Raw genomic sequence first — 26,167 nt, 5'->3', positions numbered from 1 at the left:
AATGCAGGTTACCGAGACGCTGAACGAAGGTCTGAAACGCGGCTACAACATCGTTGTGACTGCAGCCGAGCTGGACGACAAGGTCAACGAAAAGCTGACCGAAGCGCAGCCCGAAGTCGAGATGAAGGGTTTTCGTAAAGGCAAGGTGCCGATGGCACTGCTGAAAAAGCAGTTTGGCCAGCGCCTGCTTGGCGAAGCGATGCAGGAAACCATCGACGGTGCGATGAACAAGCACTTTGAGGACAGCGGCGAGCGTCCTGCTCTGCAGCCCGAGGTCAAGATGACCAATGAGGACTGGAAAGAAGGCGACGATGTCGAAGTAGCGATGTCCTATGAGGCGCTGCCCGAGATTCCAGAGGTTGATCTGAAATCGGTCGAGCTGGAGAAACTGGTCGTCAAAGCAGACGACGCAGCCGTTGAGGAAGCGCTGAACAACCTGGCCGAGACCGCTCAGAACTTCAAAGCGCGCCGCAAGGGCTCGAAAGCCAAAGACGGCGACCAGATCGTGTTCGACTTTGTCGGTAAAGTTGACGGCGAAGAGTTCGAAGGTGGTTCCGCTGAAGATTATCCGCTGGTTCTGGGCTCGAACAGCTTCATCCCCGGCTTTGAAGAGCAGCTGGTTGGTGTGAAGGCTGAGGAAGAAAAAGACGTCAACGTCACTTTCCCCGAAGAATACGGTGCCGAGCATCTGGCCGGTAAAGACGCCGTTTTCACCTGCACCATCAAAGAGGTGAAAGAGCCTGTCGCGGCTGAGGTCGACGACGAGCTGGCCAAGAAATTCGGTGCCGAGGATCTGGCTGCGCTGAAAGCGCAGATCGCCGAGCGTCTGGAAGCCGAATATGCTGGTGCTTCTCGTGCAGTCATGAAGCGTGCCCTATTGGACGCGCTGGATGAGAAAGTGACGTTCGACCTGCCGCCGTCGCTGGTGGAAGCCGAAGCCAAACAGATCGCACATCAGCTGTGGCACGAGGAAAACCCCGACGTCGAAGGCCACGACCACGATCCGGTCGAGCCAACCGATGAGCACAACAAACTGGCCGAGCGCCGCGTTCGTCTTGGCCTGTTGCTGGCTGAGCTGGGTCAGAAGGCAGAGGTCGAAGTGACCGACGCCGAGATGACCCAGGCGATCATGAACCAGGCGCGTCAGTATTCGGGCCAGGAACGCCAGTTCTTCGAATTCGTGCAGCAGAATGCTCAGATGCAGCAGCAACTGCGTGCGCCGATCTTTGAAGACAAGGTAGTCGACTACGTGTTCGAGCTGGCTCAGGTCGCGGACAAAGAAGTCAGCAAAGACGATCTGCAGAAAGCCGTTGAGGCACTGGAAGAGGAATAATCCTCTTCCTTTCCCATTTCCCATGGGGTCACAAAAAAGCGGAGCCGCCTGTAATTAGACGGCTCCGCGTGGGTGGCTTTGTACTATGAGGTGAGGGGGTCAAGCCTCATGAGCAAAAGCACGGGGGGTTCCTAGCAGGGCAGTTTTCTGCTCTGGCGTGAACTTGTCGGACAGCGTCTCGATCAATCTCAGGACATCTTGCCGTTCATTCTCGGTTTTTGCCGCATTCATCTGTTCGACAAAATATTTCTCAAGCTGGGTCAGTGGCTTGTGATCGCGGTTTGCAACGCTCGGTTCGACCAGCTTTTTGCTGTTGAACAAAGCGAGCGCCTCTTCTTCTTCTAGAAAAACGCTGTCTTGGATATCCGCAAATTCTCGGAGGCTGGCGATGCGCTCTTCCGTGCAGTCCACCAGTGCCGCGAGGGCCGAAACCTTGCCCATCGGCACAGTTTTCCCAACATAGTCATATGGCGCACAATTTGAGCGTCTCAGCACCCGGTCCATCACCGGATCGATTACTGTGATGATGTCCTGAACACCGGCGTTTATGGCATATTCCAAAGAGCCGATCATCAGTTCACAAGTGGCATAAGACAGTGAGTTTTCGCCCTTGCCGCGCGTCAAACGCTGGGTGTCGACGCAGAAGCGGGTGGACTCCCACATGGTTGCGCTTCGAATTGGCGGTTCGCCATCCAGAATGGCCGAGAATACATCCGCCAGCATGTGAGGGCCGGTGGTCTGGAGGGCACGCACGGCGGCGACGACATTCCCCCTGTCGTCGAAGCCGATTACGTATGTCGGGTCCAAGTGATCAAATTCATCGATCTCTTTTCCATCTTCGATTGTGACATCCCATCCGAGACGTTCACCAAATACGCGCGCTCTCAACTCGAACATTTCGTCAAGAACTTCGCTGAACAAATGTCTGTTTAGTCCATCTACTACGATGATCATTTTCATCCCCCTTCGAGTGGTCGTTCGGTAAGCTAAAGGTTACCGTTTCGGGGTCGAAATTCTATTGGGGATTTCCCGTATTTGTTCAGATTGTGGGGTTTCTGTGTTTAACCCGTGCCGATCAGCCCGACTGCAATGGCGCGTCCTACGGCCTGTGGAGTCGTCAGCGCGCATAGCTTTTCCCGGCTTGAGCGCAGGTGCACCTCGACCGTGCGGTGCGAAATCGAGAGAATATCGCCTATGTCTTGCTGCGATTTCCCAGCCGCGACCCATTGAAGAATTTCGGCTTCACGGGTCGAAAGGTTGGGGTGATAGAGAGCGCCTGCAAATTCGTCCGAGGTGATCACATTGTCATGAATGTGCACGGCCATGGATTGCAGGTCGCTGATGACGTGGGTGTAGAGCTTGCGCCACTCTTCCTTGGGGCAGTCACGCGTCACGCTCAGAAAGCCGATATCGCCGTAAGGTCCGCGAACAGGAATGGTAACCCCTTGACTGGGGAGCCCAAAATCATGTGCATCCCGGAAAACGCGTTGGAAATTCTGGCTGCGTTCCAGACGGCTCCAATCTACCGGGGCAATGCTGCGCTTGGCCATATGCAGCGTCGGATCAATCATGACCAGATCGTGTTTCTGGTAGTGCTCTTTCCAGTCGTCGTTGTAGGTAACGTGGCCTGCGACTTTCCCCTCCGACGGGTTCATCCCGGCGTAGGCGGCATGGTCCATTTCAAACTTGTCGCAAACCCGCTTTAGAAACTCGGTATACCGAGCTTCTGTACCTGGCAGTGTGCTCAGATCAATTATCTCCATACTGCGCCTACGAACTACTGTTTGTAATTAAGTCCAATGATGCCTTCGGACCAGCAACTTAACTAGGATGAACCTAACTTACCTCGCGGAAAGCAGGTCAGCATATATTTTATTGAATGGCAAGACAACGAGAATTTTGTCTGTGCTTTTTAGGGAGATGTTGTAGGTAAGAGAACGTTTTCGCCACTTTTCTGCCACATAACCCTAAAGTGCCGTATCTACTGGCGGTTAATAAGCTAAGGTGCCGGTCGTAATCCGGTTTCGACCAGCATCCCGCGGGCTTTCGCTTCTGGGTAGTACCCTTTCGCGTACAGAAAGATGGCGCGCTGTTGATCGCCATCGGACAAAAGCCAAGCGCCGCGCAGGTATTTTCCGGCAAACTCCAGATTGGTATCGGCATCCAGCAAACCTTCGGCGTTCCCGGTATAGCCCATTGAGCGCGCTGTGGCGGGGAGGATTTGCAGCAGACCGTAGTAGGGCCGGTTCACCGCCCAGGGCCGGTGTGTGCTTTCACGAATGGCCAGCTTGTGCACCAGCTCTCGCGGAAGTTCGTAATGGTCGGCCCATTTGTTGATCGAGGCGCGCAGTTCAGGTGTTTCATTGGGATAAAGGGGCGGATCGAAAGAGTCGCCGCTTGAAACATCGGGGCCGCCGCAGGCAGCAAACGGTGCCATCAGCAAGAAGGTCAAGACACTGCGGCGAAGGAGAGAGGTCATGTACATACTCCGGATTGCGAAGGCCGATGATATGAAACCTTCGCGTGTTCGCAAGACCGGGAACGCAATCGGGCTGAATTTTGCCTGTTCCCCCAGAGCAAATGAAAAGGGCCGCGCAAAAAATGCACGGCCCTCGGTTCTTTGAGAATGCAGCCGGATCAGGCTTTGGCTTCGTCTTCCTCGGCTGGTGCTTCTTCGGCAACCAGATCATCATCATCCGAAGCGGCCGAGCCGATGTCGTCGAACAGTTCGGCGATTTCGAATTCAGCAGCGGCCTCTTCTTCAGCAGCCAGTTCCTGAATCGATTTGCCCGATGCCTGCAGCTCGGCTTCTTCTTCCGAACGGGCAACGTTCATCTTGATTTCGACTTCAACTTCGGGGTGCAGTTTGACCGCCAGCGAGTGCAGACCCAGTTCCTTGATCGGAGCGATCAGGGCGATCTGTTTCTTGTCGACGGTGAAGCCTGCTTCGGTTGCAGCGTCTGCGGCGTCACGAGGCGTGACCGAGCCGTACAGAGCGCCAGCATCCGATGCCGAACGAATCACGATGAACTGCTGACCGTCCAGCTTTTCAGCCAGTGCTTCAGCTTCTTTCTTGGTTTCCAGGTTGCGTGCTTCAAGCTGCGCTTTCTGGGCTTCGAACGATGCGATGTTGGCATTCGATGCGCTCAGCGCTTTGCCCTGGGGCAGCAGGAAGTTGCGGGCGTAGCCGGGCTTAACGTCAACGACGTCGCCCATCTGACCCAGTTTCGCAACGCGTTCCAGAAGGATAACTTGCATATCAGTCTCTCCTTACTTCACGGCGTAGGGCAGCAGGGCGAGGAAGCGGGCGCGCTTGATAGCACGGGCCAGTTCACGCTGCTTTTTCGCCGAAACGGCGGTGATGCGCGAAGGTACGATCTTGCCGCGCTCAGAGATGTAGCGTTGCAGCAGACGAGTGTCTTTGTAGTCGATTTTCGGCGCGTTCTCACCCGAGAACGGGCAGACCTTGCGGCGGCGGAAAAATGGTTTTGCGGCCATGGTTTAATGTCCTTTCTTCAGGCGTTGATCAACGGCGCTCGCGGCGGCCTTCACGCTCGTCGCGCTTCTGCATCTGAACCGACGGGCCGTCTTCGTGGCCGTCAACCTTGATGGTCAGAACGCGCATGACGTCGTCATGCAGGCGCATCAGGCGTTCCATTTCCTGAACCGCACCCGAAGGGGCATCGGTTTTCAGGAAGGCATAGTGGCCTTTGCGGTTCTTGTTGATCTTGTAAGCCATCGTCTTGACGCCCCAGTACTCGCTGTCGACGACGTTGCCGCCGTTGTCAGCCAGAACGGTGCCGAAATGTTCGACAAGGCTTTCTGCCTGCGCGTTGGACAGATCCTGACGCGCGATCATTACATGCTCATACAGTGGCATGTGCACTCCTGTTTATATCAAGGCGCATTTCAAAGGCGGGGCCATATGGTCCTTCGCGACCCTGCCACGAGAGGCTGCGCGATTCATAACTCCTGCGAAGGATGGCCCCGTATACACGTTTGAGCGCCCGGGGCAAGCCCTGCGACGCCTGCCACGGATGCCTTGGTGAAGTCGTTCAATTTCCACTGGTGCGCCCAATTCCTGACGCTTTTCGCCCCGAGGTTGTTCATGAAACCGGGAGAACCCGGCGACCCGGAAAACACAGACAGGGCAAGACAATGGCCGTCATGAACACAAATACCTTTGAGCAATCGGCGCCTCGCGCGGCATTTGATAAATCCGTACCCGTTTTGATCACTTTTGCTCCGAACTGGCGTGCCCGGATGTTTCTGCTGCGTGCAGTGGGCGCCTTTCTGATCCTGACGGCCTTTTCGATGTGGTTGATGCCCGGCTCGGTCATGGGTGCCGAGGTGTGGCCGATCAAGCTGGTCGCGTCGCTGATGTTTCTGATCGTTGGCGTCAGCCTGCTGACCATCGAGGTCATGGACACTCGCCCCGATGCTTATTTTGACCCGATCCGCCGCGAGGTCCGCATTCTGCAGAAGAACGAAAACGGTCGCCCGCAGACGGTTCTGCGCCGCAGCTATGACTCGCTTGGCGGCGCACGTTTTGCGGATGATCAGGTCGAGCTGTTCGATGTCGACGGCAGCCTTTTGATGAAGCTACCTCTGGAATCGGCGGATATTGGCTCAGCTCTGAAAGGTCAACTCAGCCAAAACGTAACAATTTTCGCCTGAGTTTTATTCTGTTCAAAAAGGAACAGAGTTTGTGAATCAAAAGGACTTGTGTGCCGCCCTTGGGCGGCACATTTTTGTTGGTGAGCAACCCAATAGGTTTGCGACCACAAAATTTTCGGAGATTGACATGAAATCCACCCTTCTTGCCGCTGCTCTCGCCGTATCTGCGACCACAGCATTCGCCAGCGCAGAAAAGTACGTTCTGGACCCCAGCCACAGCCAGGTCATCTTCAGCTACAACCATCTGGGCTATTCAACCACCTATGGCATGTTCTCGGGCTTTGAGGGTGAGATCATGTTTGATCAGGAAGATCCCGCCGCGTCGAGCGTGACCGTTTCGATGCCGGTTGTCGAAATGATCACCGGCTGGAAGGCACGCGAAGATCACTTCATGACCGAGGACTTCTTTGGTGCGGCCGAAGGCGATCTCGTCACCTTTAGCTCGACCGGCATCGAAGTGACCGGCGAGAACACGGCGAACATCACCGGTGATCTGACCATGAACGGCGTCACCAAATCGGTGGTTCTGGATGCCAAACTGAACCAGGTCGGTGATCACCCGATGGCAAAAAAGCCCTGGGCCGGTTTTGACGCCACCACCACACTGGTTCGCAGCGATTTCGATCTGGGCCAGTTCGCGCCGTTTGTGAGCGATGAAGTTGAAGTTCGCATTTCAGTCGAGGCACAGAAGGCCGACTAAGCCGACGTCGAAGCACATTTTTTACCGCCGGGGGCGATCCTCCGGCGGTTTTTTCATTTCTCGTCGCGCTCTGCTGTCAATTCAACGGAAACACCGACTGTGAAGCCCAATGAGTCTTCGGTGGGCTGCGATGCGCCAACGTTGAAATCCATGCGGTTGAGCTCAAGACTGCCGGACATGGTCGCCTCGTCGTCCTCGAACTCCAAGGTGAACGGCAGAACGACATCCATCGATTTGTCCCGGATCGTCAGAGGCCCGCGCGCTTCATAGCCCGTTTCTGTCTTGAACAGATCAGCTTTGAATTGAGCCGTGGGAAATGTCTTACTGTCAAAGAAATCCGCGCCCATGGCCTGATCGGTCACCGTGCCAAGGCTTAGCGAGCCGATTGCAATTGTGACGTCAACCGATCCGGCCGGCCCTGGTGCGGCAGGGTCTTCAAAAGCTATTGCCGCAGTCCAGTCCGCGAATTCGCCGGTCACCGGACTCCCAAGCTGTGAAATCGTGATCGACAGCGTACCGTCCTCGACCTCCCATTCCGATTGAACCTCTGCGAGTTCAGCCGTGTCAGCGGATGCTTTGGAATGTTCATCAAACACGCCTATGGACCAGCCTCCGACAAGCACCGCGCCCCAGATGACCAAAGCGGCGAATGCGGGTGCTGTCGAATGATGCTGAGCGGGAGGCTCAGGCGCGTCCGACCGGCCCGGTAGCATACGGCGCAATGTGCTGTCCTTGTCCACGACATGGTGTTTCAGCGCGCCCGCAATGTGCAGCACCAATGACCCGCCCAAGGTCCAGACGAGCAACCAGTGCAGGCCGGCACTGACCTCGGCCAGAAAGGCTGATTTCGGAACAAGCGGCAGGTTCTGGCCAAACGGCCACAGGATTGGGGCGAAGCCGTCGGTTGCGGCATGGTGAATCCAGCCGCTGAGTGGGACCAGAACCAGCGAGCCGTACAGCAACCAGTGCACGGTTTCAGCGGCAAAGGCCTCGGGTTTGTTATCGGCGTTGAGCAGCCCCGGCTTGGTCTGGGTCAGGGCCCAGAGGATTCGGGCCAGTGCCACGAAAAACACCGTGATCCCGACGGTTTTGTGTAGCGAGAACAGCCGGGCTGCGCGGGCGATGTCATCCTCGGTCGTGGGGATGTTTGGATCGTAGATCGCGTGGGCCAGTTCATTGGCAAACCAGCCCAGAGGCAAAGCCGTCAAGATCAGCAGGGCGGTCAGCCAATGAAATGCTTTGGTTACACCACCATAGCTGGAGTGGGTGTTCGTCAGGGACATTGCTGGGCTCTCCGCATTGCTGAGTTGGGGACAGGTTAAATGGATGTTGTGCGGACACAAGGCAGAGAAATGCACAGTAAAGGTGTCCTGATGCAGAACGCAGGCAATGCTTGTGCCGCGCGGTCAGTCGGTTTACACCCCGCCGCAACCTGACGTCACGCATGAGGCACCAATGACACGCGCGTTTGTTTTCCCGGGGCAGGGCGCCCAGACCATCGGAATGGGCAAGGCTCTGGCCGCGGCATATCCAGCCGCTCAAGCCGTTTTCGATGAGGTGGATGAAGCCTTGGGTGAAAAGCTGAGCGCATTGATCTGGGAGGGCGATATTTCTGATCTGACGCTGACTCAGAATGCACAGCCCGCGTTGATGGCCACATCGATGGCAGCGATGCGTGCGCTTGAGGCGGAAGGTGCGTCGATTTCGATGGCCGCGTATGTGGCCGGGCATTCGCTGGGCGAGTATTCCGCGCTGGCCGCTGCCGGGGCGTTGTCGATTGCCGATACCGCACGTCTTCTGCGCACACGCGGACAAGCGATGCAAAGCGCCGTGCCGGTGGGCGAAGGAGCCATGGCTGCGATTCTGGGCCTTGACCTTGAAGCGGTGCGCGCTGTGGCCGAAGAGGCAGCGCAGGGCGAGGTCTGTCAGGCCGCAAACGACAACGATCCGACGCAGGTCGTGGTGTCGGGTGCGAAGGCTGCCGTCGAACGTGCGGCTGAGATTGCCAAAGAAAAAGGTGCCAAACGCGCAGTTATGTTGCCGGTAAGCGCACCGTTCCACTGTGCGCTGATGCAACCCGCCGCAGATGTCATGGCGGAGGCTCTGGCCGCTGTTGAAATCAAGGCACCTGCCGTGCCTCTGATCGCAAACGTTCGTGCCGAGGCCGTGACCGATCCGGATGTGATCCGGCAATTGCTGGTCGAGCAGGTCACAGGATCGGTGCGGTGGCGTGAAAGCGTACAACACATGGTCGCCCAGGGTGTGACCGAAGCGTGGGAGATTGGCGCGGGCAAAGCGCTGTCGGGCATGATCCGCAAGATTGATCGCGCCCTTGCATGTCAGGCGGTTGGCTCGCCGGATGATGTGAAAAGAGTGACCGGTGCGGCGGATAACGGATAAGCCGCCCAACGCGGCGGTTAGAGAAGGACTGGAAATGTTTGATTTGACAGGAAAGAACGCGCTGATCACCGGCGCTTCCGGCGGCATTGGCGGGGATATCGCGCGTGCCTTGCACAGCGCGGGCGCGACGATTGGTTTGTCGGGTACGCGGGTTGAGCCCTTGCAGGCGCTTGCTGCTGAATTGGGCGAACGCGCGCATGTTCTGCCGTGTAACCTCAGCGACATGGAGGCGGTTGCGGAACTGCCAAAACAGGCGGCCGAGGCGATGGGGTCGGTTGATATTCTGGTCAACAATGCGGGCATCACGCGCGACAACCTGTTCATGCGTATGTCTGACGAGGAATGGCAAAGCGTGATCGATGTAAACCTGACCGCCACGGCCAAACTGTGCAGAGGCGTGCTGCGCGGGATGATGAAGGCGCGCTGGGGGCGGATCATCAATATCTCGTCCATCGTAGGTGCGACCGGCAATCCGGGGCAGGTGAACTACGCGGCCTCGAAGGCCGGTATGGTCGGGATGACCAAATCGATAGCCTGTGAGGTGGCAAGCCGCGGAATCACTGCGAATGCGGTCGCGCCGGGCTTTATCACCACGGCCATGACCGACAAGCTGACCGACGATCAAAAGTCCGGCCTCCTGACGCAGGTTCCGGTAGGGCGCATGGGCGAGCCGTCTGAAATCGCTGCGGCTGTTTTGTATCTTGCAAGCCCCGAAGCAGGGTATGTGACCGGAAGCACCTTGCATGTGAATGGCGGTATGGCCATGTTGTAATCGCAATTCGGGGCGGATGCGAAAGCGTTTGCCTTGCGCGTTGTCTGTGCTATAGGCGGCGCGTATGCGCAGGAACCGGTCGAAGGGCCGGTTCTCTGATTTCCCGGCGACCCGGGACCCAAACCGCCCGGAAAGGGCAAAACAAGTCCACCCCGAACGGGCAAGGGCAGAACCGGGCGGACAGCCCTGAAATGAAATGAGGAATAGACATGAGCGACGTCGCAGATCGCGTTAAGAAGATCGTTGTTGAGCACCTGGGTGTTGAAGAGGACAAGGTTGCTGAAAACGCCTCGTTCATCGACGATCTGGGCGCAGACAGCCTGGACACCGTTGAGCTGGTAATGGCATTCGAAGAAGAGTTCGGTATCGAGATCCCGGACGACGCTGCCGAAACCATCCAGACGTTTGGCGACGCGGTCAAATTCATCAGCGAAGCTTCCTAAGCCGACCTGACTGATAGAAAAGCGGCGCTTCCGGGCAACGGAGGCGCCGTTTTTTTATGCTCTGCCACATTTCGCGCTTGCTTTGAGGGGGCGAGGATTCGCACTCTGACCTCTGAGGCAAATTTTCAAGCGGGCAAGGGCATGATAAGATCCACCCCGATGATCAACACGGCGCGTCTGACCTTGTGTGCGATGCGACCTGAGGATTTTAACCGGTTCGCCGAGATATGGCGTGACCCCGACGTCGTGCGCCATATTGGCGGCACCCCCAAGACGCGCGGCGAGGCCTGGGATTCATTTCTGCGCAACGCCGGGCACTGGCAGATGACGGGGTTCGGCCAGTGGGGGGTGGTTCTGCAGTCGAATCGTACCCTGATCGGACAGGCCGGATTTTTCTATGGCAACCGAGGGCTTGGCGAAGATTTTGACGGTTTCCCCGAAGCCGGTTGGGTTCTGGCCCCGGAAATGCAGGGGCAGGGTTATGGGCAAGAGGCCGCACAGGCTGCGCATGACTGGTTTGACAGGGTCATTCCCGGTCCGCTGGTTGCGCTGATCGATGCGGATCACGCCGCTTCACAGAGATTGGCCGAAAGGCTGGGGTACCAGAAACTCCGCGAGGCAGAGTATCGCGACACCCCGGTTCACCTGTTTCGCCGAGATGGTCCTCCGCCACGGGTCTGAAACGTATCCCACACAGCGATGCCGCAAACGGCATTTACTTTGCCGATCCCGGGAAATGATGGGCCGGTCGGCGACGATATGCTATCGTGGTATTGCCATTTGAGTGAGCGGAGGAAAAAGCTCATGAGAATTTACCCCACGATGGAACTACAAAACGGTCGTTGTGTTACGCTGGACAAGGGACGTCTGGACGAGGCGATGATCTGGCATGTGAACCCGGTCGAAACGGCGCGCAGTTGGTCCGCGGCCGGTGCCGAGTGGATGCAGCTGACGGATTTTGACGCCATCGAAGGACGCGACACCAATTCCGAACTGGTCGAAGAGATCATCCGGACTGCTGAGATGCCGGTGCAACTGGCTGGTGGTATGCGAACCCGCGAGCATGTTGAGTACTGGATCAACAAAGGGGCCGGTCGAATCGTGATCGGCACGTTGGCGGCCTGGGACCCGAATTTGGTGAAAGAACTGGCCAAGCTGTATCCTGATCAGATCGTGCTGGCGGTGGATGTCTGGCAGGGACAGGTGATGACCGAAGGCTGGCGCAGCCAGAGCGCCTTTACGCCAGAGGCGTTCGTCGAAGCGTTCTCGGATACACCGTTTGCGGCAATTCTGGTCACGGATATCGATAGCGATATGGAGGATGTCGAGGCGCAACTGGGTCTGATTTCGGGGCTGGCAGAGAAATCGCGTACACCGATCATTGCCAGCGGTGTCGTGCGTACAACCGATGACATCTCGCGTCTTGCTTATATCTCGAATATTTCGGGCGCAATCGTTGGCCGGGCTTTGTTCCGCAAGACCGTCGACCTGTCCGAAGCTCTGGAAGTTGCGAAGTCGGCGCATGAGCCGGTCGCCGAATTCCAGTAGATACCGCACGCTAGAAGAACCCGCCTTTTCAATACTGGACGCGAGGCGGGTTTTTCAATTTCGGGGGCAATTTCAACCCGCTTGCTGAAGTGTCTGATCGAGTCATGGCAACATGACGCCGGTGCAGAATACGCCGTTGCTCTTGCCCCCGGACCCCGGGCCGGGGTATGAGCGGTTCTCATAACAGGAAGCAGGCAAGAGGCACTTCATGCGCAGAGTCGTTGTAACCGGTCTTGGATTGGTCACTCCTTTGGCCAGTGGGGTTGAGGAAACATGGTCACGGCTGCTGGATGGAGAATCCGGCGCAGGACCAATCACGCAGTTCGATGCCGAAGCAAGTGGGGTCACCACGACCTACGCTTGTGAAGTCCCGCGCGGAGATGGCAGCAACGGGACGTTCAATCCCGATGATTGGATGCCGCCGAAAGAGCAGCGCAAGATTGAGGATTTCATTCTCTATTCCATCGCGGCCGCTGAAATGGCCTGTAAGGATGCGAATTGGCTGCCCGAGGACGAAGAAGACCGCCTGCGCACGGGCGTTCTGATCGGATCGGGTATTGGCGGGCTTGGGTCGATTGCCAATACCGCAAACCTGATCCGCGACAAAGGTCCGCGCCGTGTTTCTCCGTTCTTTATTCCAGGAGCTCTGATCAATCTGGCCTCGGGTCAGGTGTCGATCCGCCACGGGTTCAAGGGGCCAAACCACTCGGTCGTGACCGCGTGCTCAACCGGTGCCCATGCGATTGGCGACGCCAGCCGGATCATCCGCGCGGGTGACGCCGATGTCATGATCGCAGGCGGCGGCGAGGGCTGCATCTGCGAGATCGGCATCGCGGGTTTCAACGCCTGTAAGGCGCTGTCGACTAAATATGCAGATGACCCGAAGAAAGCGAGCCGCCCCTATGACATCGACCGCGACGGTTTCGTCATGGGCGAAGGTGCAGGCATTGTGGTTCTTGAAGACTACGAACATGCCAAAGCCCGGGGCGCGAAAATCTACGCTGAGGTTCTGGGCTATGGCATGTCCGGCGACGCCTATCACATCACCGCACCTTCCGAGGATGGCGACGGCGCCGAACGCTCGATGAAAGCAGCGCTGCGCAGCGCGGGGCTGGAGCCGAAGGATCTAGACTACATCAACGCACATGGCACCTCGACCATGGCGGATACGATTGAGCTGGGCGCGGTGGAGCGTCTGCTGGGGGATCATGCCAGCAACGCGACCATGACTTCGACCAAATCGGCGACGGGCCATTTGTTGGGGGCTGCAGGAGCTATTGAGGCAATCTTCTCGATCCTTGCGATCCGTGATCAGGTTGCACCACCGACGATCAATCTGGACAACCCGGCGGTGGAAACTCCGATCGATTTGGCCCCGAATGCCAAGCGCGAGCGTGAGATCAATGTGGCGCTGTCAAACTCGTTCGGCTTTGGCGGCACCAACGCAAGTGTGATCTTCGGAAAGGTCAGCTAAATGTGGCGAGCGCTCGCTTCGAACGCCTTGACTGTCCTAATCGTTGGGCTGTTCCTGATGGGCGGTGTCGTCCTATGGGGGCAGTCGCAATACAAATCCGAAGGTCCCCTGGAAACCGCGATCTGCCTGCAGGTAAAGCCGGGGTCCAACATGACACGAGTCAGCCGCGATCTGGAGGATCAGGGGGCGATCAGCAGCGGGTTGATTTTCCGTTTAGCTGCTGATTACACAGACAAATCTCAGCAATTGAAAGCGGGCAGCTTTCTGGTGCGTGAGGGGTCGTCGATGGAGCAAATCGTCGACGACATTACCCACAGCGGCGCCAGCACCTGCGGGACCGAGATTGAATACCGCATTGGCGTGACGCGTATGCAAACCCGTGTGCGTGAACTGAATCCGGCGACGTTGGATTTTGATGAGGTTGCATCCTTTGTGATCGGCGAAGAGGACGCCCCCGAAGTCTACGCAGAAAAGCGTGGTGAGGCGGATACGCGTTATCGGATTTCTTTGGCCGAGGGTGTCACCAGTTGGCAGGTTGTGGAGTCGTTGAAAGCGATGGATGTGCTGACCGGAGAGGTGGCCGAACTGCCTGCCGAAGGGATGCTGGCCCCCGACAGCTATGAGGTCAGGCCCGGTGAGGATCGGAATGAAATCCTTGCGGATATGCAGGAAAAACAGAAACTTAGGATCAATGCGACATGGGAGGGGCGTCAGGACGGATTGCCTCTGAGCAGCCCCGAAGAGATGCTGATCCTTGCGTCGATCATCGAAAAAGAAACCGGTGTGCCTGATGAGCGGGGCCAGGTGGCCAGTGTGTTCGTGAACCGCCTGAATCAAGGCATGAGACTGCAGACAGACCCGACCGTGATCTACGGCGTGACCAAAGGGCAGGGTACCCTGGGCCGAGGTCTGCGGCGGAGCGAACTGCGCCGTGCGACGCCCTGGAACACCTACGTTATCGAAGGGCTGCCACCCACCCCAATCGCCAATCCCGGGCTTGCGAGTCTTGAGGCTGCGGTGGCACCGGACGAAACCGATTTTGTGTTCTTCGTTGCGGATGGAACCGGGGGCCATGCCTTCGCCAAGACCTTGGATGAGCACAATCGCAACGTCGCCAAATGGCGCGAGATCGAGGCGGAGCGGAATTCAGGGAACTGAGCCGATCTTCCGAGTTGTACAGGTTTGAAACGGCACTTTGTCCGACTTGTACAACACGAAATTCCAGCCCCAATAAAGAAACGGCCCGGTCAAGAGACCGGGCCGTTTCTTGTTCAGGCCGCCTTGGCGCGACGCGGACGGCGACGTTTCTGACCGCCCGGTTTGGGCGCACCCGAATGCTGAGGTTTGGGGCCACGACGGCGGTTGCTTGGGCGACGCGGGGTCTTCTTCGGTGAGACCGCCTCGGGCATCTCACCGCTGGCGACTGGGATTTCGATCTTCATCAATTTTTGGATTTGGATCAGCAGGTCGACCTCTTCCGCTGAGCAGAAGGCGATGGCCTCACCCTCGCGGCCCGCACGTGCCGTACGTCCGATGCGGTGGACATAGTTGTCGGGCACTTCGGGGAGGTCGTAGTTGATCACATAGGCCACACCGGGAATGTCGATGCCGCGCGCAGCGACGTCTGTGGCGACAAGAACGTTGATCTCACCCGCGCGAAACGCCTTGATCGCGCGGTCGCGTTGACCTTGGCTTTTGTTGCCGTGGATCGAGGCGGCGTTGAAACCGTCGGCGACGAGCCCCTTCATCAGTTTCTCGGCCCCGTGCTTGGTGCGAGAGAAAACCAGCGTCAGCGCTTCCATATCTGCCGAGAGGATCTCGCGCAGTTTGGCGGGCTTTGCAGGTTTTTCAACGAAGTGGATCGATTGGGTGATCTTGTCCGCTGCCTTACCGGGAGGAGAGACCTGTACCCGTTGCGGGTTAGTCAGATAGGCGCGGCTGAGCTCTTCCATCTGTTTAGGCATCGTCGCTGAGAACAACATGGTCTGGCGTGGCGTGCCCAGTTCCGGCGCGATGCGGCGCAGCGCATGGATGAAGCCCATGTCGAGCATCTGGTCCGCCTCGTCCAGCACGAGGTGCTTGACCGCGCCCAGATCAACCGCACCGCGGTCCATCAGGTCGATGAGGCGGCCGGGTGTGGCAACAAGGATGTCAGTGCCGCGTGCAAGGAACATGATCTGTTTGTTGATCGATTGGCCGCCGACCACGGTTGCAACACGCAGCTTGGTCTTTTTGGTAAGGCCGCGCAGGCTGTCCGCGATCTGGTTAACCAGTTCGCGGGTCGGCGCGAGGATCAGAGACTTGGCCGTTTTGGGCGCTGGCTTGCCGGGCTGGGCCAGCAGGTGGTCGATCAGCGGCAGGCCAAAGGCCAGCGTTTTGCCGGTGCCGGTTTGGGCGAGGCCAAGAATATCGTGCCCGTTCAGAGCCAGGGGGATCGCCTGGTTCTGGATCGGTGTGGGTTGGGTGAAATTGGCGCGCTTGAGCGCGTCGTTCAGAGCGGGCGCAAGTCCCAGCATATCAAAGTCGAACAAATAACTATCCTTTACAGCCCGAGGCAATAGCCCACGGGCGAGTCGTGATGGGCCGCATCCGCGACCGGCAGGGGTTGTGCGAAACCTCAGGACGCGCAGGCGTTTCCTGCAGCATCTGGTTGTCGCGTCAAGAACCCTGCGTGATGGGGAACTATGGGTGAATCGGGCGCTGTGGGGCGGAATAGGTCCGCCAATGCTCACGCGGTAGCGCTGTTTGAGGGGCACATGCGGGTTAGGTGGGGATTTGTCAAGCTGTCGGGTGGTGTTTTCTGAGTGCTGTTTTCAGAACGCCGCAGCGCCTAGTGCCTCAGCCCGACAGCCTGATGGATCGTAAACCCGGTGTTCACTGCGCAATAAGTGGGGAAGGGCATCCGCCCAGAGGTCTCGATATCACGCCTGATCCAGTCGTGATCCTCTAGCTGATGCAGGGACGAGGACAAGGCACGGTCGGTGATGGGGGTCAGATCCGATTTGATCGCCGAAAAGCGATGCGGGGTGCCGGTCAGGGCCAAGATTGGAACTGTCCAGGATTTGCGGAGAAGTTTGTTGGTGCTGTCCTCGGGAACAGCCCTGGTGATCGCGTGGGCAATCCGTGCGGCTTGGGTCCCGGTGGCGGTCAGGCGGAATTCAGGGCGAAGGGGGTGGCCATGTCCGGGGTTTCTCTCGATCAGGCCGAGTTTGATGAGATGGTCGAGGCTGGCCGCAAAGGCCGTTCGGCTGGCGCTGGTCCTGGCGAGCAAGGGCGCCTGACGACCGGGAACGCCCGTGTGCATCAGGGCTAGGATATTCAGTGACCATGCACGGGAGGTGAGCTTGACAAGCAGGTTAATGTCCATAAAGTATAGTAGCTATAATTTCAGAAAAAGGAAAGATCGATGCCGCTCGTTTCATTAAAAAACACGATCACCTTCGCGATTTCGGTTCGGGATCGTCATGCCAGCGCGAATTGGTACAGCGACAAGCTTGGGTTCGAGCTGAGCCATCACATTGACGAAGCGGGTTGGAGCGAGATGCGTACAAGTGTCGAGGGCGTAACCCTGGGCCTGGGTGAGCAGGCAGAGCCTGTGCCGGGAAACTGTGTGCCGGTCTACGAGGTTGCCGATATCGCCGAGGCGCGGGGGGTGCTGGAGGCCGCCGGGGTTAAGTTTGATGGTGAGACCGAGACGATTGAGGGAATGGTCAGCACCGCAACATTCTATGATCCGGATCAGAATGCGATGATGCTGGCGCAGGATTTATCGGGCGGTTGATCCTAACACAGCGTACGGTGCCCGTTGCGTCTGCGTTGCGTAACACATTGACTTTGCGAACTTAATATCGTACAGCTTGTGCCATGCTAGAAGAAGTGGGCAACGGCCCCGGGGCGACCCGGCGGCCGTTTTTCGTTTCTCTCGTGCGGAAAAACTCACGCATGAGGTCAAGACGCAAACATGACTTTGATTACCCCGGAAGAGCGGATTTCCCAGACGGCTGATTTGTTGCAGTCGCTTGAGCGGTCCATTCGCGATCTGCGCCAAGCAGCGGAAGAACTGCGAAAACAGATCGGTGCCGGGGAGGATGCAGACCTTGCCGGAACAGGCAAGCAACTGGGTCAGCTAGAGGGGCTGATCCGAAGTTGCCAGAAAGTGGAGACAAGCTTTGTCGAACAACATCACAGACAAGCCGGAATTGCCCAAGGGGGCTATGCGCTCGACCTTGATCGGGCACGATCTGAGATCGGGTGCAGGCTGGCTCGCCTCCGCGCCTGCTGCGGTGCAGGACAGATTTCTGAGTGAGATCGGGGAGGGGGGGCTGTGTGCCCTCCCTTTCCTGTTCGAATTCTGGGCGCTGCCGCATCAGTTGCCACCCGAGGGCGACTGGCGGTCGTGGGTGATCATGGGCGGGCGCGGGGCCGGCAAGACGCGCGCCGGGGCCGAGTGGGTGCGGTCGGTGGTTGAGGGGTCTTTGCCCTTGGATCGCGGAGAGGCGTGTCGCGTGGCTTTGGTCGGCGAGACATTCGATCAGGTGCGCGATGTGATGATCTTTGGCGACAGCGGGATTTTGCAGTGCTCGCCGCCGGATCGCAGGCCCACGTGGAAGGCATCGGAGCGCAAACTGGTCTGGCCAAACGGGGCCGAGGCGCAGGCGTTTTCGGCACATGACCCAGAGGGGCTGCGAGGACCGCAGTTCGATGCGGCCTGGGTGGATGAACTGGCCAAGTGGAAGAAGGCTGGCGAGACCTGGGATATGCTGCAATTTGCGCTGCGGCTGGGGGATCAGCCCCGGGTCTGTGTGACCACGACGCCGCGCAATGTGAAGGTTTTGAAGGATTTGCTGGCGTCGCCTTCCACCGTGCAGACTCACGCGCCGACCGAGGCGAATCGGGCCAATCTGGCGGACTCGTTTCTGGAAGAGGTGCGTGCGCGTTATGCTGGCACGCGGCTGGGGCGGCAGGAGCTGGACGGGGTGCTGCTGTCGGATGCTGAAGGGGCGCTGTGGACAGGTTCGATGCTGGAGGCGGCGCGCTGTGCGCAGGTGCCCGCGTTGGATCGCATCGTCGTGGCGCTGGACCCGGCGGTGACGGCGGGGGCGGATGCGGATGCCTGCGGGATTGTGGTCGTGGGCGCTCAGCTACAGGGGCCGCCCGAGGATTGGCGGGCCTATGTGCTGGCTGACCGGACGGTGCAGGGCGTTGGCCCGGCGGGCTGGGCGCAGGCGGCGATTGACGCGATGGACGAGTTTGGGGCCGAACGGCTGGTGGCCGAGGTCAATCAGGGCGGGCAACTGGTGGAAGAGGTCGTGCGGCAGGTGGAGCCACTGGTCCCGTTCCGCGCGGTGCGGGCCTCACGCGGCAAGGTCGCGCGAGCGGAGCCTGTGGCTGCGTTGTACGAGCAGGGACGGGTGAGCCATGTGGCCGGGCTGGACGCGCTGGAGGAGCAGATGTGTCAGATGACCGCGCGCGGGTTCGAGGGGCAGGGCTCGCCCGACCGGGTCGACGCGCTGGTCTGGGCGCTGCATGAGTTGGTTGTGGGACCAGCGGGGGTGTTTAGAAGGCCGAGGGTGCGGAGTTTGTGAAGTATGTTGGCTTCCGCCAGCGAGCTTGGCCTTCTGGTGGGCAGATCGGTTAGAATGTTGACCTGGCAGACGGATGCAGCTAGCGATAAAGCTCATATGCACAGAGCATTCATCATTGAGGAATTGTACCGAAGTGTCTAAAATTAAAAGTGTTATTTTATTTGTTGGACTTGTAGCGCAGGCGGGATGTGTCGAAACCACACCCGACGGGAATTTTATACCGTCAAAACAATCTCTGACCACTTTTGGCCCCTACGAGGTTCGGCAGCACTCGGACCAACCGCTGACCACGCGTGTGAGAAATGCGTTCGAAAAGGCCGTGAGTCAAGGAGACGGAGCGTTTGGAGCGTTTTACATTCGACCAGATGGTGGCTCTTGGGCAGTAGTTACAGGTCGCTATTCGGAGCTTGATGCAAAACGAATGGCGAAGATTGACTGTGATATCGTGTCTCGACAGACCTGTATCCTCTACGCTACGTTTGTTCCTCAAAAAAAACCTACGGCATATACAATACCCAACACGCACAAAAGTGCATTGACCAAGGCAAAACGAGATACAGCGCCTGGCAACTACCTAGCGATTGCAAACAACCCAGCAGGCTACACAGGATTTGGCGTCAATTATTCCTCACAAATAGAAGCAAAAAACAGTGCAATGAAAGCTTGTGTTGAGGCGACCCAAACAGGTTTGGCAAACGAAGTGGCTCGATTTAAAACAGCCTACGAGGCGGCCGGATTGTTGGGATGTAAAATTTTCGGTGTTTATCGTTAGCCAGCTTTGGCAATTAGTCATTCTTATCGGCATTGGGCACTAATTACCCGTCTGAAGTCGCGATTGATCTGGGTCGAACAAAAGAGGTTACTGTTGCCCACCCTCCGTACGCCCCATTCCCGAGGCTTAAACTTCTTTCCGTCATAACTCCTTTCAACAAGCCGGGCAGAGCGGCGGCAGAAAGGAGCACAGATGGTATTCGATTTCTTGCGTCGTGGATCGGCTGAGGCAGCGCCCGAGGCGAAGGCGAGCGCGGCGGGGCCTGTGGTGGCGTGGCAGACGGGCGGGCGCGTGGCGTGGAGCCCTCGGGACGCGGTGTCGCTGACGCGGACGGGGTTTTCTGGGAACCCGGTGGGGTTTCGCTCGGTCAAGCTGATTGCCGAGGCGGCGGCGGCTCTACCCTTGGTGTTGCAGGATCAGGCGCAGCGGTTTGATACTCATCCGATCCTGTCGCTGATGCGTCGTCCGAATGCGGCGCAGGGGCGGGCGGAGTTGATGGAGGCCCTGTTCGGGCAGTTGCTGCTGTCGGGCAATGCCTATGTCGAGGCTGTTCAGGCCGATGAGGGGCTGCCGGTTGAGCTGCATGTGTTGCGCTCGGACCGGATGAGCGTGGTGCCCGGGGTGGATGGGTGGCCCAAGGCATATGATTACGCGGTGGGTGGTAAGAAGCACCGGTTCGCGGCGGAGAATATCTGCCATATCAAATCGTTCCACCCGCAGGATGATCACTATGGGTTCTCGCCCATGCAGGCGGCGGCGATGGCGATTGATGTACATAACAGCGCGTCTCGCTGGTCGAAATCTCTGCTGGACAATGCGGCGCGGCCTTCGGGGGCGCTGGTGTGGAAGGGCGATGGCCATGGGGTGATGGCCGAGGATCAGTTCCGGCGCCTGTCGGACGAGATCGAGCAGAACTATCGCGGGGCGCGCAATGCAGGCCGCCCGATGGTTTTGGAAGGGGGATTGGATTGGAAGCCGATGGGCTTTTCGCCGTCCGATATGGAGTTTCAAAAGACCAAGGAAGCCGCCGCCCGCGAGATCGCGCTGGCCTTTGGGGTCCCGCCGATGCTGCTGGGGATACAAGGCGACGCGACCTATTCGAACTATCAGGAGGCCAACAGGGCGTTTTATCGCCTGACCGTGCTGCCTCTGGTGACGCGGGTGGCGGCGGCGGTGTCGGAGTGGCTGGCTGGGTTCTCGGGTGAGGATTTGGTGCTGAAGCCCGATCTGGATCAGGTGCCGGCGCTGTCGGCAGAGCGCGACGCGCAATGGGCGCGTGTGAGCGGGGCCGAGTTCCTGACGGATGCCGAGAAGCGCGCGTTGCTGGGGCTGCCGGAGCGTGGCGATGGGTGACTATCCCTCGTTCGAGTGTGCGCCGGGGCTGAGGCTGGCCGCGCATGAGCGGGTGGCCGAGATCCAACACGCGCATCTGTGCCGTAGGTTGGATCAGATCGAAGAGATGATGGAGCGGCTGGAGAAGCGGTTGTGGCTGACGGTTTACGGCGTGGCGGCGGTGATTTTGGCGCAGGCGTTTCAGTCGTTATTGGTAGTAACGCCATGAGTTCAGTTGGTTACATGGAGAAGTTCATGGATTTAGAGCATAAGTTCGCGCGGTTCGGAGACGGTTTGTCCGTGACCGAGGACGCGGTGATCGAGGGGTACGCTAGCCTGTTTGATCAGGTCGATCAGGGCAGTGATGTGGTGCAGCGTGGGGCCTATCGGGGCTCACTTGAGGGGCTCGCCAAGGCGGGTCAGCGAGTCAAGATGCTGTGGCAGCACGATCCGGCGCAGCCTATCGGCGTGTGGGATGAGGTGCGCGAGGACGACCGGGGCCTGTGGGTCAAGGGGCGCCTGCTGGAGAGCACACAGAAGGGCCGTGAGGCGGCGGAATTGATCCGGGCGGGCGCGATGGATGGGTTGTCGATTGGCTACCGCACCAAGCGGGCCGTGAAGAATGACAAGGGCCAGCGGGTCCTGACCGAACTGGAGCTGTGGGAGGTGTCCTTGGTGACCTTCCCGATGCAGCCCAGTGCGCGGGTGGCGGCGAAGGGGGCGGACCCTGAGGCCGAGAACACCTGGCGCAGTATTGCCGAGGTGTTTGATCACGCCCGGCAGGAGCTGGCGCGAACGTAGCGCGCCTCAATACCCACTCAGAACAGGACATGCTGATGAGCAAGACCGAGACCCCGGCCTTGACCGGAGAGGGTGCGCCCCTGGTTCAGGAGGTGAAGCAGGCGATGGCTGGCTTCGTGAATGAATTCAAGGGCCTCAAGGGCGAAGTTAAAACCAAACTGCAACAGACAGAAGAGCGACTGACCATGCTGGATCGTAAATCAACCATCGCGGCACGCCCGCATCTTGCGGCATCCAACGAAGACGGCGCACCGCATCAGAAGGCGTTTGATGCCTATGTGCGGTCGGGCGAGGATGACGGGCTGCGCGGGCTTGAGATGGAGGTAAAATCGCTGTCGAGTGCCGTCAACAGCGATGGCGGCTATCTGGTTGATCCGCAGACCGCTGAGATGATCAAATCGGTGCTGAATTCGACCGCGTCGATCCGCTCGATCGCGTCGGTGGTGAATGTCGAGGCGAACTCGTTTGACGTGCTGATTGACCATACCGATGTGGGCGCGGGCTGGGCGGATGAGTCTTCGGCCACCGCTGAGACGACGACCCCGTCGATTGATCGAATCTCGATCCCGCTGCACGAACTGAGCGCCCTGCCCAAAGCTTCGCAGCGTCTGCTGGATGACAGCGCGTTTGATGTCGAAGGCTGGCTGGCCGGTCGGATCGCCGACAAGTTCGCACGCGCCGAGGCGGCGGCGTTTATCAACGGTGATGGCGTGGACAAGCCCAAGGGTATTCTGAACCACGTGACAACCTCGGATGACCGCTGGGGCTGGGATAGCCTGGGCTACATCGCGACCGGGATCGACGGCGGTGTCGATGCGGATGCGATTGTGGATGTGGTTTATGCGCTGGGCGCGCAGTACCGCGTGAACGGTACCTTCGTGATGAACTCGAAAACTGCCGGTCTGATCCGCAAGCTGAAGGACAGCGATGGCCGCTTCCTGTGGTCCGACGGTCTGGCGGCGGGTGAGCCCGCGCGTCTGATGGGGTATCCGGTGCTGATTGCCGAGGATATGCCGGATGCGGCGACCGACAGCTACTCGATTGCTTTCGGTGATTTCCAGTCGGGTTACACAATTGCCGAGCGTCCCGATCTGCGCGTGCTGCGCGATCCGTTCAGCGCCAAGCCGCATGTCCTGTTCTACGCCACCAAGCGAGTGGGCGGCGACGTGAGCGATTTTGCTGCAATCAAACTGCTGAAATTCGGCACCGCCTAAAGCGGGCTGACTCCGGGGGGCGTAAGCCCCTCGGGCGGCGGGCGCGGGCCGGGGTGAGATCCCCCGCGTTGTCTAGCTGCTCCCCTCCGTCCGAGCAACGTGGGGCGGCGCGTGCCCGTCATTTTCCTGAAGTGGCCCCGGAGGGGTCCGAGATTGCGGAGAGAATGGATGATGTTGATCGAAGAAACCGCCATCGCGGATGCGGCGCTGCCGGTGGATCAGTTCAAGGCGCATCTGCGGTTGGGCACGGGGTTTGCCGAAGACAATGTGCAAGACGAGGTGCTGAAGAGCTTTTTGCGCGCGGCTATTGCAGCGATTGAGGCGCGTACGGGTAAGGTGCTGATCGAGCGCGACTTCTCGTGGAGCCTGAATGGCTGGCGCGATCCTGCCGGTGAGGTGCTGCCGGTGGCTCCGGTGGGGGCGATCGGCGCGGTGACACTGACGGATGCGGCAGGGGCCGAGATCGTGGTGGACGCGGGGACGTACCGGTTGGAGCGCGATGCGCAGCGCCCTCGGTTGCGTTCGACGGGCGCGTGTTTGCCCAAGGTGCAAACCGGTGGATCGGTGAAGATCAGCTTCACGGCTGGGATGGCCGGGGATTGGGGCGGTCTGCTCGCTGATCTGGGCCAGGCGGTGCTGCTGTTGGCGGCGCATTACTATGAATATCGCGATGAGACGGCGCTGGGCGCCGGGTGTATGCCGTTCGGCGTGACCAGCCTGATCCAGCGCTATCGCACGGTGCGCTTCGGCGCAGGGGTGACGCAATGAGCGCGCCGCGACTGAACCGCAAGCTGGTGTTGGAGGCTCCGGTCCGCACTGACGATGGCGCGGGGGGGTATACCGAGACATGGGCTGCACTGGGTTCTCTCTGGGCCGAGGTGACGGCGCGCAGCGGATCGGAACGCGCGGTTGGCGGCGCCTCGGTTTCGCGTGTCGGGTATCGGATCGTGGTGCGGGGCGCGCCCGAGGGGGCCCAGATGCGGCCCGCACCCGAGCAACGATTTAGCGAAGGGACGCGCCGGTTTGTTATCCGCGCGGTGGCTGAACGCGACCCGCGTGGCCAATACCTGACCTGTTTTGCAGATGAAGAGGTGGCGGCATGAGCTATGGCGTTGCAGCCGCTTTGCAGGCGGCGGTGTTTCAACAATTGGCGGGCGATGCGCAAGTCAGCACCCTGTCGGGTGGTGCGATCTATGACGCGGTGCCGTCGGGGGTGTTGCCGCAGACCTATGTGACGCTGGGGCCGGAGGAGGTGCGCGACGCTTCGGACCGATCGGGCGCTGGCGCAGTGCATCGGTTCACGGTCTCAGTGGTGTCCGAGGCGGCGGGCTTTGGCGCGGCCAAGACGCTGGCGGGCGCAGTGTGTGACGCGCTGGAAGGTGCGGCGCTGAGTTTGGACCGGGGTCTCCTTGTGGGGCTGTGGTTCGAGCGTGCCAGCGCCCGGCGCACGGGAACCGGCGGTGCGATCCGCCAGATAGATCTGAAATTCCGCGCCCGCGTGGAAGACGACTAAGCAATCAACGGAGAGAGCATATGGCTGCCCAGAACGGAAAAGACCTTTTGGTCAAAGTGGATATGAACGGCACCGGCCTGTTCGAGACCATCGCGGGCCTGCGCGCTACGCGGATCAGTTTCAATGCGGAAAGTGTCGATGTGACCAGCCTGGAAAGTCAGGGTGGATGGCGTGAGCTGCTGTCGGGGGCCGGTGTCAAATCGGCTGCGATCTCGGGCTCGGGCGTGTTCAAGGATGAAGGCACGGATGAGCGGGCGCGTCAGTTGTTTTTTGATGGTGAGACGCCTGGATTTCAGGTGATCATCCCCGATTTTGGCATCGTTGAAGGCCCGTTTCAGGTGAGCAGCATCGAATATGCGGGCTCACATAACGGTGAGGCGACCTATGAGATGAGCATGGCAAGCGCTGGTGCGCTGAGCTTTACGGCGCTCTGATGGCCAATCCGTGGACGGGCGAGGTGGCGCTGACCATCGATGGGGAGCAGCGGGTGCTCAAGCTGACATTGGGTGCTTTGGCGGAATTGGAACAAGAACTGCAGGCCGGGTCTCTGGTTGAGCTGGTGCAGCGGTTTGAGGGTGGGGCGTACTCCAGCGGCGATGTGCTGGCTTTGCTTGTCGCCGGGCTGCGCGGCGGTGGGGCGCAGGTGACCCGCGATGACCTGATGCACGCAGAGATCGAAGGCGGGCCGATGGCGGGGGCCAAGGCGGCGGCAGAGCTGCTGGCGCGCGCCTTCATGGTGCCGGGGTGAGCGGGTTCGACTGGCCCGTGCTGATGCGGGCCGGGTTTCTCGGCCTGCGGCTGACGCCGGATCAGTTCTGGCGTCTGACCCCGGCTGAGCTGCGGCTGATGCTGGGGCAGGGCGCGGGGATGCCTGCGATGAACCGGGCGGGGCTGGATGCGCTGCTGGCGGCCTATCCGGACAAGGAACAAGGAGAGCGTGATGACGGATCGTGAGGGTTTTGACGACCTGCAGGAGCGGGGAGAGGCGCTGGGCGATGCACTGGGCGACGCCGCCACCATGGCCTCGGCGTTTGACGGTCAGATGCGGCGGATCAAGGCCGCGTTTGAAGAGACCGGCAAGGATGTGGCGACACTGGAACGCGGTATGTCCGGCGGGCTGCGCAAGGCGTTTGATGGCGTGGTGCTGGACGGGATGAACCTGTCGGGCGCGCTGGATGTGCTGAAGAACTCGATGATCCGCACGGCCTATTCGGCGGCGATCAAGCCGGTGACGGATCATTTTGGCGGGATGCTGGCCAATGGGGTCGGCAGTCTGGTGCAGGGCATTTTGCCGTTTGCGGATGGTGGCAGTTTTTCCCAAGGGCGGGTGATGCCTTTTGCAAATGGTGGTGTTGTCAGCAGTCCGACCATGTTTCCGATGCGCGGTGGAACGGGGCTGATGGGTGAGGCGGGGCCCGAGGCGATTATGCCATTGGCGCGTGGCGCTGACGGCAAGCTGGGCGTGCGGACGCAGGGCGGGGGCCGGGCGGTGAATGTGGTGATGAATATCTCCACGCCCGATGTGCAGGGATTCCGCCGCTCACAGGGCCAGATCGCGGCGCAGATGAGCCGGGCCTTGGGCCGTGGCAATCGCAACAGGTAA

The 26,167-nt window shown here is 59.4% G+C and carries 33 protein-coding genes; 24 read left to right on the top strand and 9 right to left on the bottom strand.

The features are described from left to right. Position 1 precedes the first annotated feature (1 nt). Positions 2-1,333 carry a trigger factor gene (gene tig, locus RA27_RS07185; RefSeq protein WP_039536261.1) on the top strand — a complete coding sequence of 444 codons (1,332 nt, stop codon included), beginning with the start codon at positions 2-4 and terminating at the stop codon, positions 1,331-1,333. 99 nt (positions 1,334-1,432) lie between these two features. Here tig and RA27_RS07180 read toward each other — a convergent pair whose 3' ends face one another. From RA27_RS07180 to rpsF, 6 genes are all read right to left on the bottom strand, one after another. Further along, positions 1,433-2,287 carry an acyl-homoserine-lactone synthase gene (locus RA27_RS07180; RefSeq protein WP_039537127.1) on the bottom strand — a complete coding sequence of 285 codons (855 nt, stop codon included), beginning with the start codon at positions 2,285-2,287 and terminating at the stop codon, positions 1,433-1,435. A 107-nt stretch (positions 2,288-2,394) separates the two neighbouring features. Continuing rightward, positions 2,395-3,096: an autoinducer binding domain-containing protein gene (locus tag RA27_RS07175; protein ID WP_039536258.1), complete on the bottom strand. Its 702-nt coding sequence runs from the start codon at positions 3,094-3,096 to the stop codon at positions 2,395-2,397. Between the two features lie 236 nt (positions 3,097-3,332). Further along, complete coding sequence (locus RA27_RS07170) at positions 3,333-3,770, bottom strand: lytic transglycosylase domain-containing protein (protein WP_241484034.1); 438 nt, start codon at positions 3,768-3,770, stop codon at positions 3,333-3,335. 200 nt (positions 3,771-3,970) lie between these two features. Continuing rightward, the gene (rplI, locus tag RA27_RS07165) at positions 3,971-4,591 is read right to left on the bottom strand and encodes a 50S ribosomal protein L9 (RefSeq protein WP_039536253.1); all 621 of its coding nucleotides are present in this window, start codon (positions 4,589-4,591) and stop codon (positions 3,971-3,973) included. A gap of 12 nt (positions 4,592-4,603) precedes the next feature. Then, a complete protein-coding gene (gene rpsR, locus RA27_RS07160) occupies positions 4,604-4,831 on the bottom strand; it encodes a 30S ribosomal protein S18 (protein WP_005608650.1) in 228 nt (75 codons plus the stop codon). 28 nt (positions 4,832-4,859) lie between these two features. After that, positions 4,860-5,213 carry a 30S ribosomal protein S6 gene (gene rpsF / locus RA27_RS07155; RefSeq protein WP_039536250.1) on the bottom strand — a complete coding sequence of 118 codons (354 nt, stop codon included), beginning with the start codon at positions 5,211-5,213 and terminating at the stop codon, positions 4,860-4,862. Between the two features lie 278 nt (positions 5,214-5,491). On the opposite strand from rpsF, the gene RA27_RS07150 reads away from it, so the two are divergent. Then, the gene (locus RA27_RS07150; protein WP_039536247.1) at positions 5,492-6,010 is read left to right on the top strand and encodes a hypothetical protein; all 519 of its coding nucleotides are present in this window, start codon (positions 5,492-5,494) and stop codon (positions 6,008-6,010) included. A 127-nt stretch (positions 6,011-6,137) separates the two neighbouring features. Continuing rightward, a complete protein-coding gene (locus tag RA27_RS07145) occupies positions 6,138-6,710 on the top strand; it encodes a YceI family protein (protein WP_039537123.1) in 573 nt (190 codons plus the stop codon). Positions 6,711-6,763: 53 nt separating this feature from the next. Here the strand turns inward: RA27_RS07145 and RA27_RS07140 are convergent, their stop codons facing one another. Next, positions 6,764-7,993 carry a cytochrome b/b6 domain-containing protein gene (locus RA27_RS07140; protein ID WP_039536244.1) on the bottom strand — a complete coding sequence of 410 codons (1,230 nt, stop codon included), beginning with the start codon at positions 7,991-7,993 and terminating at the stop codon, positions 6,764-6,766. Positions 7,994-8,165: 172 nt separating this feature from the next. On the opposite strand from RA27_RS07140, the gene fabD reads away from it, so the two are divergent. The 7 genes from fabD (at position 8,166) to mltG (ending at position 14,505) form a co-directional block, all read left to right on the top strand. Continuing rightward, positions 8,166-9,110 (top strand): ACP S-malonyltransferase, encoded by a 945-nt coding sequence (gene fabD, locus RA27_RS07135; protein ID WP_039537119.1) that lies wholly within the window; start codon positions 8,166-8,168, stop codon positions 9,108-9,110. 34 nt (positions 9,111-9,144) lie between these two features. Beyond that, positions 9,145-9,882, top strand: a complete 738-nt coding sequence (gene fabG, locus RA27_RS07130) for a 3-oxoacyl-[acyl-carrier-protein] reductase (protein ID WP_039537116.1) — start codon at positions 9,145-9,147, stop codon at positions 9,880-9,882. Between the two features lie 209 nt (positions 9,883-10,091). Then, positions 10,092-10,325, top strand: coding sequence for an acyl carrier protein (locus RA27_RS07125; RefSeq protein WP_008756330.1), 234 nt, complete (start codon positions 10,092-10,094; stop codon positions 10,323-10,325). Between the two features lie 141 nt (positions 10,326-10,466). Beyond that, complete coding sequence (locus RA27_RS07120) at positions 10,467-11,006, top strand: GNAT family N-acetyltransferase (RefSeq protein WP_039536240.1); 540 nt, start codon at positions 10,467-10,469, stop codon at positions 11,004-11,006. Positions 11,007-11,129: 123 nt separating this feature from the next. Then, positions 11,130-11,873, top strand: coding sequence for a 1-(5-phosphoribosyl)-5-[(5-phosphoribosylamino)methylideneamino] imidazole-4-carboxamide isomerase (locus tag RA27_RS07115; protein ID WP_039536238.1), 744 nt, complete (start codon positions 11,130-11,132; stop codon positions 11,871-11,873). Between the two features lie 208 nt (positions 11,874-12,081). After that, positions 12,082-13,347: a beta-ketoacyl-ACP synthase II gene (gene fabF / locus RA27_RS07110; protein WP_039536235.1), complete on the top strand. Its 1,266-nt coding sequence runs from the start codon at positions 12,082-12,084 to the stop codon at positions 13,345-13,347. Next, complete coding sequence (mltG, locus tag RA27_RS07105) at positions 13,348-14,505, top strand: endolytic transglycosylase MltG (RefSeq protein ID WP_039536232.1); 1,158 nt, start codon at positions 13,348-13,350, stop codon at positions 14,503-14,505. A gap of 113 nt (positions 14,506-14,618) precedes the next feature. Here mltG and RA27_RS07100 read toward each other — a convergent pair whose 3' ends face one another. Next, on the bottom strand, positions 14,619-15,878 hold the full coding sequence (locus RA27_RS07100) for a DEAD/DEAH box helicase (RefSeq protein WP_039536229.1): 1,260 nt from the start codon (positions 15,876-15,878) through the stop codon (positions 14,619-14,621). A 299-nt stretch (positions 15,879-16,177) separates the two neighbouring features. Further along, positions 16,178-16,714: a winged helix-turn-helix transcriptional regulator gene (locus RA27_RS07095; protein WP_039536227.1), complete on the bottom strand. Its 537-nt coding sequence runs from the start codon at positions 16,712-16,714 to the stop codon at positions 16,178-16,180. Between the two features lie 39 nt (positions 16,715-16,753). On the opposite strand from RA27_RS07095, the gene RA27_RS07090 reads away from it, so the two are divergent. From RA27_RS07090 to RA27_RS07020, 14 genes are all read left to right on the top strand, one after another. Next, positions 16,754-17,128, top strand: coding sequence for a VOC family protein (locus RA27_RS07090; protein ID WP_039536224.1), 375 nt, complete (start codon positions 16,754-16,756; stop codon positions 17,126-17,128). 577 nt (positions 17,129-17,705) lie between these two features. Continuing rightward, entirely contained in the window at positions 17,706-18,932 is a 1,227-nt protein-coding gene (locus RA27_RS07080; protein WP_052265221.1) for a terminase family protein, read from the top strand. 133 nt (positions 18,933-19,065) lie between these two features. Further along, positions 19,066-19,704 (top strand): hypothetical protein, encoded by a 639-nt coding sequence (locus RA27_RS24030; RefSeq protein ID WP_152610653.1) that lies wholly within the window; start codon positions 19,066-19,068, stop codon positions 19,702-19,704. Between the two features lie 192 nt (positions 19,705-19,896). Beyond that, positions 19,897-21,057, top strand: a complete 1,161-nt coding sequence (locus RA27_RS07070) for a phage portal protein (protein WP_039536217.1) — start codon at positions 19,897-19,899, stop codon at positions 21,055-21,057. Then, positions 21,050-21,265 (top strand): hypothetical protein, encoded by a 216-nt coding sequence (locus RA27_RS07065; protein WP_039536216.1) that lies wholly within the window; start codon positions 21,050-21,052, stop codon positions 21,263-21,265. Before RA27_RS07070 ends, RA27_RS07065 begins: the two co-directional genes overlap by 8 nt. Positions 21,266-21,291: 26 nt before the next feature. Next, complete coding sequence (locus RA27_RS07060; protein WP_241484012.1) at positions 21,292-21,837, top strand: HK97 family phage prohead protease; 546 nt, start codon at positions 21,292-21,294, stop codon at positions 21,835-21,837. A gap of 35 nt (positions 21,838-21,872) precedes the next feature. Continuing rightward, positions 21,873-23,051 carry a phage major capsid protein gene (locus RA27_RS07055; RefSeq protein ID WP_039537108.1) on the top strand — a complete coding sequence of 393 codons (1,179 nt, stop codon included), beginning with the start codon at positions 21,873-21,875 and terminating at the stop codon, positions 23,049-23,051. 168 nt (positions 23,052-23,219) lie between these two features. Then, positions 23,220-23,819 (top strand): head-tail connector protein, encoded by a 600-nt coding sequence (locus RA27_RS07050; protein WP_039536213.1) that lies wholly within the window; start codon positions 23,220-23,222, stop codon positions 23,817-23,819. After that, positions 23,816-24,154 (top strand): phage head closure protein, encoded by a 339-nt coding sequence (locus tag RA27_RS07045; protein WP_039536210.1) that lies wholly within the window; start codon positions 23,816-23,818, stop codon positions 24,152-24,154. The genes RA27_RS07050 and RA27_RS07045 overlap by 4 nt, the downstream gene beginning before the upstream one ends. Beyond that, positions 24,151-24,564: a DUF3168 domain-containing protein gene (locus RA27_RS07040; RefSeq protein ID WP_039536208.1), complete on the top strand. Its 414-nt coding sequence runs from the start codon at positions 24,151-24,153 to the stop codon at positions 24,562-24,564. The genes RA27_RS07045 and RA27_RS07040 overlap by 4 nt, the downstream gene beginning before the upstream one ends. A gap of 20 nt (positions 24,565-24,584) precedes the next feature. After that, on the top strand, positions 24,585-24,998 hold the full coding sequence (locus tag RA27_RS07035; RefSeq protein WP_039536206.1) for a phage major tail protein, TP901-1 family: 414 nt from the start codon (positions 24,585-24,587) through the stop codon (positions 24,996-24,998). Then, positions 24,998-25,312, top strand: coding sequence for a gene transfer agent family protein (locus RA27_RS07030; RefSeq protein ID WP_039536202.1), 315 nt, complete (start codon positions 24,998-25,000; stop codon positions 25,310-25,312). The genes RA27_RS07035 and RA27_RS07030 overlap by 1 nt, the downstream gene beginning before the upstream one ends. Next, positions 25,309-25,518: a rcc01693 family protein gene (locus tag RA27_RS07025; protein ID WP_039536199.1), complete on the top strand. Its 210-nt coding sequence runs from the start codon at positions 25,309-25,311 to the stop codon at positions 25,516-25,518. The genes RA27_RS07030 and RA27_RS07025 overlap by 4 nt, the downstream gene beginning before the upstream one ends. Then, positions 25,505-26,167 carry a phage tail tape measure protein gene (locus tag RA27_RS07020; RefSeq protein ID WP_039536196.1) on the top strand — a complete coding sequence of 221 codons (663 nt, stop codon included), beginning with the start codon at positions 25,505-25,507 and terminating at the stop codon, positions 26,165-26,167. Before RA27_RS07025 ends, RA27_RS07020 begins: the two co-directional genes overlap by 14 nt.

Source organism: Ruegeria sp. ANG-R (assembly GCF_000813985.1).
In the GTDB taxonomy this organism is placed as follows: Bacteria; Pseudomonadota; Alphaproteobacteria; order Rhodobacterales; family Rhodobacteraceae; genus Ruegeria.
The sequence above is the reverse complement of the archived record's forward strand: the minus strand, read 5'-3'. Positions and strand labels throughout refer to the sequence as shown.

Coding starts and splice junctions, on each gene's coding strand:
- tig (WP_039536261.1), top strand. CDS start 2: ATGCAGGTTACCGAGACGCTGAACGAAGGTCTGAAACGCGGCTACAAC.
- RA27_RS07180 (WP_039537127.1), bottom strand. CDS start 2,287: ATGATCATCGTAGTAGATGGACTAAACAGACATTTGTTCAGCGAAGTT.
- RA27_RS07175 (WP_039536258.1), bottom strand. CDS start 3,096: ATGGAGATAATTGATCTGAGCACACTGCCAGGTACAGAAGCTCGGTAT.
- RA27_RS07170 (WP_241484034.1), bottom strand. CDS start 3,770: ATGGCACCGTTTGCTGCCTGCGGCGGCCCCGATGTTTCAAGCGGCGAC.
- rplI (WP_039536253.1), bottom strand. CDS start 4,591: ATGCAAGTTATCCTTCTGGAACGCGTTGCGAAACTGGGTCAGATGGGC.
- rpsR (WP_005608650.1), bottom strand. CDS start 4,831: ATGGCCGCAAAACCATTTTTCCGCCGCCGCAAGGTCTGCCCGTTCTCG.
- rpsF (WP_039536250.1), bottom strand. CDS start 5,213: ATGCCACTGTATGAGCATGTAATGATCGCGCGTCAGGATCTGTCCAAC.
- RA27_RS07150 (WP_039536247.1), top strand. CDS start 5,492: ATGGCCGTCATGAACACAAATACCTTTGAGCAATCGGCGCCTCGCGCG.
- RA27_RS07145 (WP_039537123.1), top strand. CDS start 6,138: ATGAAATCCACCCTTCTTGCCGCTGCTCTCGCCGTATCTGCGACCACA.
- RA27_RS07140 (WP_039536244.1), bottom strand. CDS start 7,993: ATGTCCCTGACGAACACCCACTCCAGCTATGGTGGTGTAACCAAAGCA.
- fabD (WP_039537119.1), top strand. CDS start 8,166: ATGACACGCGCGTTTGTTTTCCCGGGGCAGGGCGCCCAGACCATCGGA.
- fabG (WP_039537116.1), top strand. CDS start 9,145: ATGTTTGATTTGACAGGAAAGAACGCGCTGATCACCGGCGCTTCCGGC.
- RA27_RS07125 (WP_008756330.1), top strand. CDS start 10,092: ATGAGCGACGTCGCAGATCGCGTTAAGAAGATCGTTGTTGAGCACCTG.
- RA27_RS07120 (WP_039536240.1), top strand. CDS start 10,467: ATGATAAGATCCACCCCGATGATCAACACGGCGCGTCTGACCTTGTGT.
- RA27_RS07115 (WP_039536238.1), top strand. CDS start 11,130: ATGAGAATTTACCCCACGATGGAACTACAAAACGGTCGTTGTGTTACG.
- fabF (WP_039536235.1), top strand. CDS start 12,082: ATGCGCAGAGTCGTTGTAACCGGTCTTGGATTGGTCACTCCTTTGGCC.
- mltG (WP_039536232.1), top strand. CDS start 13,348: ATGTGGCGAGCGCTCGCTTCGAACGCCTTGACTGTCCTAATCGTTGGG.
- RA27_RS07095 (WP_039536227.1), bottom strand. CDS start 16,714: ATGGACATTAACCTGCTTGTCAAGCTCACCTCCCGTGCATGGTCACTG.
- RA27_RS07090 (WP_039536224.1), top strand. CDS start 16,754: ATGCCGCTCGTTTCATTAAAAAACACGATCACCTTCGCGATTTCGGTT.
- RA27_RS07070 (WP_039536217.1), top strand. CDS start 19,897: ATGGTATTCGATTTCTTGCGTCGTGGATCGGCTGAGGCAGCGCCCGAG.
- RA27_RS07065 (WP_039536216.1), top strand. CDS start 21,050: ATGGGTGACTATCCCTCGTTCGAGTGTGCGCCGGGGCTGAGGCTGGCC.
- RA27_RS07060 (WP_241484012.1), top strand. CDS start 21,292: ATGGATTTAGAGCATAAGTTCGCGCGGTTCGGAGACGGTTTGTCCGTG.
- RA27_RS07055 (WP_039537108.1), top strand. CDS start 21,873: ATGAGCAAGACCGAGACCCCGGCCTTGACCGGAGAGGGTGCGCCCCTG.
- RA27_RS07050 (WP_039536213.1), top strand. CDS start 23,220: ATGATGTTGATCGAAGAAACCGCCATCGCGGATGCGGCGCTGCCGGTG.
- RA27_RS07045 (WP_039536210.1), top strand. CDS start 23,816: ATGAGCGCGCCGCGACTGAACCGCAAGCTGGTGTTGGAGGCTCCGGTC.
- RA27_RS07040 (WP_039536208.1), top strand. CDS start 24,151: ATGAGCTATGGCGTTGCAGCCGCTTTGCAGGCGGCGGTGTTTCAACAA.
- RA27_RS07035 (WP_039536206.1), top strand. CDS start 24,585: ATGGCTGCCCAGAACGGAAAAGACCTTTTGGTCAAAGTGGATATGAAC.
- RA27_RS07030 (WP_039536202.1), top strand. CDS start 24,998: ATGGCCAATCCGTGGACGGGCGAGGTGGCGCTGACCATCGATGGGGAG.
- RA27_RS07020 (WP_039536196.1), top strand. CDS start 25,505: ATGACGGATCGTGAGGGTTTTGACGACCTGCAGGAGCGGGGAGAGGCG.